Below are 5,915 nucleotides of genomic sequence, written 5' to 3' on the forward strand. Positions count from 1 at the left end.
CAGTTGTGTATAAGAGACAGGGCACCGGGGGGATGCCGCGGCCGATATGGCTGCGTTGGCGGCCGCCGCGTACGTCGCGGAGGGAACTGAGGGCGCGTGCCGGCGGGCCGCGGACATCGCGGTCGAGTCCGGCGCCCGGCTGTCCGGTTGCCAGGTGCGCGGGGACGTCGCCGCGGTCTCGGTGACCGTCCCACTGAAGGTGCCGATGGGCATCGGGAACCTGCGAGTCGTTTCCCGGGCCAGGGCTGGCCCTGTGGGGCGAGACGGCGTACCCTGACGCGACACGGCTCGTTGCACTGGATGTCAATAGGGTGGGAGGAGTCGCGGAGGATGCCAACCCGTTTCTCTTTGTCATCGTCCTGTGACTTCTGCTACCCGGTGGTACGTTACGCTGCTGTAAGCCCATAATTACCACCGGACGCGTATGCCCCCGCAGGCCCTCGGCGGGATGAAGACGAGCAGGACGCTGTCGAAGGGATTGAGGCGTGACCATCATTCGCAGGATCGGTGCGGTCGCGCTCGCGGCGCCCCTTGCGATGAGCTTTCCCGTGCTCGCCGCCCTGCCCGCGCAGGCGGCCTCGACGAGTGTGATCACCCCGGCGGACGGGGCGGTCATCACCAGCGGGTCCCAGTTGACGGCCAAGGCGCACTTCGACTTCGCGATCACCATGCAACTGCGGGTGGACGGCCCCGGAATCGGCGACATGTTCCTCGCTGAGAAGGGCTTCTCCGGGGACATGGCCGGCACGTTCCCGATCACCCGGAACGGCTCCTACAAGGTCTATCTCAAGGGGAAGCAGACCGGGAGCATCTACGACTCCAACACCTTCACGGTGCGGATCGCTCCGGCTGCTCCCACTGGAGTTTCCGCGAAGGTGTCCGGCGGAAAGCTCGTCGTGAAGTGGAACCGCGGCCTTGAGGACGACCTCATCGGTTACGCGCTCTCCGGCTCCGGTGTGAAGTCCAGGTCGGGCTCGGTCGGCTCCCTCTGCCGGGGAACCAGTTGCTCGGCCACCCTGTCGCTGACGCGGTCCAGCGGTGCCGTCTCCGTGGGCGTCCGCGCGAGTCGCTCCACCGGGACGGGCGGGTCGCTGTACTCGGGCACCTCTTCGGCCACCGCCAACGTGGGCGGCGTATCCGGGACGCTTCCCGGTGGAGGCAGCGCCCCGTCCCTGCCGTCCAACTCCAGCATCCCCAGCGCCAACACGCCGCTGACGCCGTTCAACAACGAGTCGCCGGTCACGCTCCCGTCCGTCCAGCCGGACGGCGCGACGCCCGGCTTCACCTATCCCGCGCCCCAGATCGCCACCGACTCGCCGAAGGCCCAGAACGTTGCGGCCACCGACCGGCTCCAGTGGGGCAAGAGCGTCGGCATCGCGCTGATCCTGCTGATCGTCGCCGCCCACCTCGGGACCTGGACGCGGCGTCTGCGCGTCGCCCAGGCGGGCACCAGCAGCAACGGCATGGCGGCCCGGATCGCGCGGAGCGGCACCGGCCGCAAGCGGGTCAAAAAGGCTCAGGAGCAGATCGCCCGAGCCGAGGCCGTTGCCAAGACGGGCCCGTTCCTGTCCGGTACCAAGCAGGCGAAGTCCGCCGGCAAGCCGGCATCGAAGACCAAGCCCGCACGCCGTCCCGCAACTCTCGGCAAGGCCTCCGGCGGCGTGAACGTCCGCCTCGCCAAGCCCACCCCCGAGAACAAGCCCAAGCGCGGCCACCGCCGCAAGTGACCGCACCCGCGATATCACCGACGACTCGTCCCGGCTCGCGCCACAGGACCGCCGCGCAACTCTGCGACGCCGCACCCTGCGGCGCCTGGACCGGTTGCTCAGCGGACTCGGCCTCGACGCGGCCGTCGGTCACCTGGCGTCTCCTCGATCATCGGATCCGCCGTCGGTAAGACACTCCCGGTACAAGACCCACCTCGCTCGACGTCTGGGCGGGGCTGGCGGGGGGTTTGGGCAGGGTCTAGGCTGCCTTGCCAGTTGGATCACCCGGTTCGTCCGGCAATGCGTCCTGTCGTCCGAGACCTCGGCCCTGTTCGTTCGGGCCGGATGGAGAGGAGACCTCCGCATGATCTTCCTGGGGCTGATCGTCGCGCTCGCCGCCGGCGCGGTGGGCGTCGCTGTGGTGCTGGACAACACGGGCGGCGCGCAGATGTCCGTGTTCGGCGACGCGATTCCGGGGGTCACGCAAGAGTGGCACCTCTTCATGGCCGGTGCCGTGGTGGCGATCGTGTTCATGGCCGGTGTGATGGTGGCGGCGCTGGGGTTCAGACGGGCGGTCAACATGCGCCGTGAGTTGCGGGACCTGCGGGAAGAACATGAGGAGTCCCTGCAGACGCTGGAGATGGAGCGGCGGAAGTTGCAGCAGGCGCTCGCCCAGGCACGCCGCGGGATGGACGCGCCCTCGGTGCCGGCCCAGCGCGTCGCGCCGAACTGACGGTGGCCCGGGAGCCCCGCTGTCATAGCCCTGCCCGCCGGCGGACTCAGCGGTGTCAGGCGGTTTCAGTGCTGTTCGGAGGGGCCTGGGACAGGAGGACGGCGAGGAGGGAGAGGGCGCCTTGCTTGTCCAAGGGGTCGTTGCCGTTGCCGCACTTCGGTGACTGGATGCAGGACGGGCAGCCCGTGTCGCACTCGCAGGACTCGATGGCGTCTCGGGTCGCGTGGAGCCAGGACGAGGCGCCCGCGTAACCCCGTTCGGCGAATCCGGCGCCGCCCTCATGGCCGTCGTACACGAAGACGGTGAGGAGGCCCGTGTCGGGGTGGACGGCGGTGGACACGCCGCCGATGTCCCAGCGGTCGCACGTGGCGAATAGGGGCAGCAGACCGATCGAGGCGTGTTCGGCGGCGTGGGCGGCGCCCGCCAGGTCGAGATCGTCGTCCAGGGACGAGATCTGCGATTCGGAGAGCGTCCACCACACGGCACGGGTGCGCAGGGTGCGGGGCGGTAGGTCGAGGGGCTTCTCGCCGAGCATCTCGCCTGTTTGCAGGCGGCGCATCTGGTAGGCGACCACCTGCCGGGTGACTTCGACCGTGCCGAAGCACAGTGTGGCCTCGCCCCAGGAGATCGAGCGGAGCCGTTCGACGATGCTGATGTCGGTCACATCGCGGGCGGTCGTCGAGTAGTCGGGGTCGGCCGCTTCTACGAGCGCGACGGAATCGTCCAGGTCGAGTGTCTGGACGATGTAGGACTCGCCCTGGTGGATGTAGACGGCGCCGTCGTGGACGGTCGTGTGCGCCGATGCCTCGTCCACGGTGCCGAGGAGGCGTCCCGTCGACGTCTCGACCACCTGGATGGGGGCGCCGCCCGCTCCGCGGATGTCGGCCAGGTCGGCGGCCTTGTCGCGGCGCGTCCAGTACCAGCCGGCCGGGCGTCGGCGGAGGAGGCCGCGGCGGACGAGGTCGGGCAGCAGGTTCTCGGTCGCCGGGCCGAACAGCGGGAGGTCGTCCTCGGTGAGCGGGATCTCGGACGCGGCAGAGCAGAGGTGCGGTTCCAGGACGTAAGGGTTGTCCGGGTCGAGGACGGTCGCCTCGACCGGCGTCCCGAAGATCGCCTCGGGGTGGTGGACGAGGAACGTGTCGAGCGGATCGTCCCGCGCCACCAGGATGGCGAGGGCGGGTTGCCCGGAACGTCCGGCACGTCCGGCCTGCTGCCAGAGGGACGCGCGGGTACCGGGCCAGCCGCAGACGAGGACGGCGTCCAGCCCGGAGACGTCCACCCCCAGTTCAAGGGCGTTCGTGCTCGCCAAGCCGACGATGGAGCGGGAGCGAAGGGCTGCTTCGAGTGCACGCCGTTCCTCGGGCAGGTAGCCCGCGCGGTAGGCGGCGACCTGGTCGGCCAGGGCCGGGGTGACCTCGTGCAGCGCGCGCTTGGCGCTCAGTGCAACCGACTCTGCCCCGCGCCTAGACCGGACGAACGCGAGCGTCTGGACGCCCTCCACAACGAGGTCCGCCAGGAGGTCGCCTGCCTCCGCCGTAGCGGTACGACGAATCGGTGCACCGCGCTCACCGCGCAGCTCCGTCAACGGCGGCTCCCATAGGGCGAACGTTGCGGGGCCACGCGGCGATGCGTCGTCGTCCACCGCGACGACGTCCAACCCGGTGAGGCTGGAGGCGGCGGACGCGGGCGACGACGTCGTCGCCGACGCAAGAATGAACGTCGGGGACGCGTGATACCGCTTGCACACCCGGCGCAACCGCCGCAGCACCTGCGCGACGTGGGAGCCGAACACGCCCCGGTATCCATGGGCTTCGTCGATGACGACGTAGCGGAGGCGGCGCAGGAAAGAGGACCATCGGGCATGCCCGGGCAGGATCGACCGGTGCAGCATGTCGGGATTCGTCAGCACATAGTTCGCGTGCTGCCGGACCCACGTCCGCTCGTCGTGCGGCGTGTCGCCGTCGTAGGTCGCCGCCCGCACCCGCGTGAGGTGCAGGGAGCGGAGCGCCCGGAGCTGGTCGGCGGCCAGCGCCTTGGTCGGCGACAGATAGAGGATCGTCCCTTCCTGACGAGGGTTCTCCTCGCCGGCATAGATCGCCTCGATGCAGGGCAGCAGGTAGGCGAGGGATTTGCCGGACGCGGTCCCTGTGGCGATGATCACAGAGCGTCCCGCGCGGGCGTGTTCGGCGGCGGTGGCCTGGTGCTCCCAGGGCGCCTCGATGCCGGCCGCCGCGAGACGCTCGATGAGGAGCGGGGGTGCCCACGCCGGCCACCCGGCTCGGCGGCCCTGACGTGCGGGAACGCTCTCCACATGGGTGATGCGGTCGCGCCGCGACGGGTCGGCGAGGAGCCGGTCGAGGGGAGTTGAAGATCTTTGGACGCCCATCAGGTTTTCAGTTTGCCAGCCTGGGCAAAACTACGGGAACGCCCCGGCGCCGGTGGCCCGTCCTCCCCTGCCCTGGCCGGTAGATCAGCAGGTCAGACGGGACGGCGCGAACTTTCGCCCGAGTGGGCGATTACGTGCGTGTACGACGCCGGAGCGTGGTTGAATCACGGCGAAGTCTCGATGGCCGGCCACCGTCCGGCGGCCCGGGCATCGGGATCGAATAGTGCTGCACGGCGCGTGGAGGATCTGTGGACCTGAAGGTGAACGACTACACCACCGACGATGGCCTCACCGTCATCAACGTGGAGGGCGAGATCGACGTCTACACGGCGCCGAAGCTTCGCGAGAAGCTCATCGACCTGGTCAACAAGGGCAAGTTCCACCTGCTCGTGGACATGGAGAAGGTGGAGTTCCTCGACTCCACCGGCCTCGGCGTCCTCGTCGGCGGGCTCAAGCGGGTGCGCGCCCACGACGGCTCCCTGGAACTGGTGTGCACCCAGGAGCGCATCCTCAAGATCTTCCGGATCACGGGGCTGACCAAGGTCTTCGGCATCCACGACTCGATCGCCGATGCCGAGGCGAAGCGCAAGGACGCGAAGTAGGCGGCCCGCAGCTGAGATGTCGACCGTTGAACTGTCCTTCAGCGCGCTGCCCGTCCACGTGCGGACCGCCCGCCTGATCGTGACCGCCGTGGCCCGCCGCAGTGGCGTTGCCGAGCCTTTGCTGGACGAGGTCAGGCTCGCGGTCGGCGAGGCGTGCTCGCGCGCCGTGGAGGCACATCGCCGGCACTGCCCGGACGAGCCCGTCCGCCTCGAGCTGAGCGGCGCCGACCGCCGCTTCGAGGTCACCGTCAGCGACACCGTCCCCGGCGACGACACGCCGGGCGACCTCCGGGCGGCCGTGGACGCGGACGAGTTCGAGTACGGCTGGGGCGAGGGCACCTCCGAGCTGGGACTGGCCGTCATCGCCGGGCTCGCCGACGACGTGGACATCGCCGCCACGCCGAAGGGGGTCCAGATAAGGATGAGCTGGCCGGCCGAGGCCGAGGCGACCATCTAGACGCGCGCCCGCCCCCACCACGACCAAAGGC

General features: G+C 69.8%; 5 protein-coding genes and 1 pseudogene. 5 read left to right on the plus strand and 1 reads right to left on the minus strand.

What is annotated here, in order from left to right; genetic code table 11:
* Positions 1-34 precede the first annotated feature (34 nt).
* The 3 genes and pseudogenes from E1284_RS44205 to E1284_RS37655 form a co-directional block, all read left to right on the plus strand.
* A pseudogene (locus E1284_RS44205) lies at positions 35-277 on the plus strand (Rv3654c family TadE-like protein); the annotation flags it as partial.
* 208 nt (positions 278-485) lie between these two features.
* The gene (locus E1284_RS37650) at positions 486-1,727 is read left to right on the plus strand and encodes a hypothetical protein (RefSeq protein ID WP_131944924.1); all 1,242 of its coding nucleotides are present in this window, start codon (positions 486-488) and stop codon (positions 1,725-1,727) included.
* Between the two features lie 343 nt (positions 1,728-2,070).
* The gene (locus tag E1284_RS37655) at positions 2,071-2,439 is read left to right on the plus strand and encodes a hypothetical protein (protein ID WP_131944925.1); all 369 of its coding nucleotides are present in this window, start codon (positions 2,071-2,073) and stop codon (positions 2,437-2,439) included.
* 55 nt (positions 2,440-2,494) lie between these two features.
* On the opposite strand, the gene E1284_RS37660 is transcribed toward E1284_RS37655, so the two are convergent.
* Positions 2,495-4,825, minus strand: coding sequence for a DEAD/DEAH box helicase (locus E1284_RS37660; protein ID WP_131944926.1), 2,331 nt, complete (start codon positions 4,823-4,825; stop codon positions 2,495-2,497).
* Between the two features lie 248 nt (positions 4,826-5,073).
* On the opposite strand from E1284_RS37660, the gene E1284_RS37665 reads away from it, so the two are divergent.
* Together E1284_RS37665 and E1284_RS37670 are read left to right on the plus strand one after the other, a co-directional pair.
* Positions 5,074-5,427, plus strand: coding sequence for an STAS domain-containing protein (locus tag E1284_RS37665; RefSeq protein WP_067628471.1), 354 nt, complete (start codon positions 5,074-5,076; stop codon positions 5,425-5,427).
* Between the two features lie 16 nt (positions 5,428-5,443).
* Positions 5,444-5,884 (plus strand): ATP-binding protein, encoded by a 441-nt coding sequence (locus E1284_RS37670; protein WP_131944927.1) that lies wholly within the window; start codon positions 5,444-5,446, stop codon positions 5,882-5,884.
* Positions 5,885-5,915 lie beyond the last annotated feature (31 nt).

It is taken from the genome of Actinomadura bangladeshensis (assembly GCF_004348335.1).
Classification (GTDB): domain Bacteria; phylum Actinomycetota; class Actinomycetes; order Streptosporangiales; family Streptosporangiaceae; genus Spirillospora; species Spirillospora bangladeshensis.

Bases quoted from the DNA above. Each gene is read 5' to 3' on its own strand.
- E1284_RS37655 (WP_131944925.1), top strand. From the start codon at position 2,071: ATGATCTTCCTGGGGCTGATCGTCGCGCTCGCCGCCGGCGCGGTGGGC.
- E1284_RS37660 (WP_131944926.1), bottom strand. From the start codon at position 4,825: ATGGGCGTCCAAAGATCTTCAACTCCCCTCGACCGGCTCCTCGCCGAC.
- E1284_RS37670 (WP_131944927.1), top strand. From the start codon at position 5,444: ATGTCGACCGTTGAACTGTCCTTCAGCGCGCTGCCCGTCCACGTGCGG.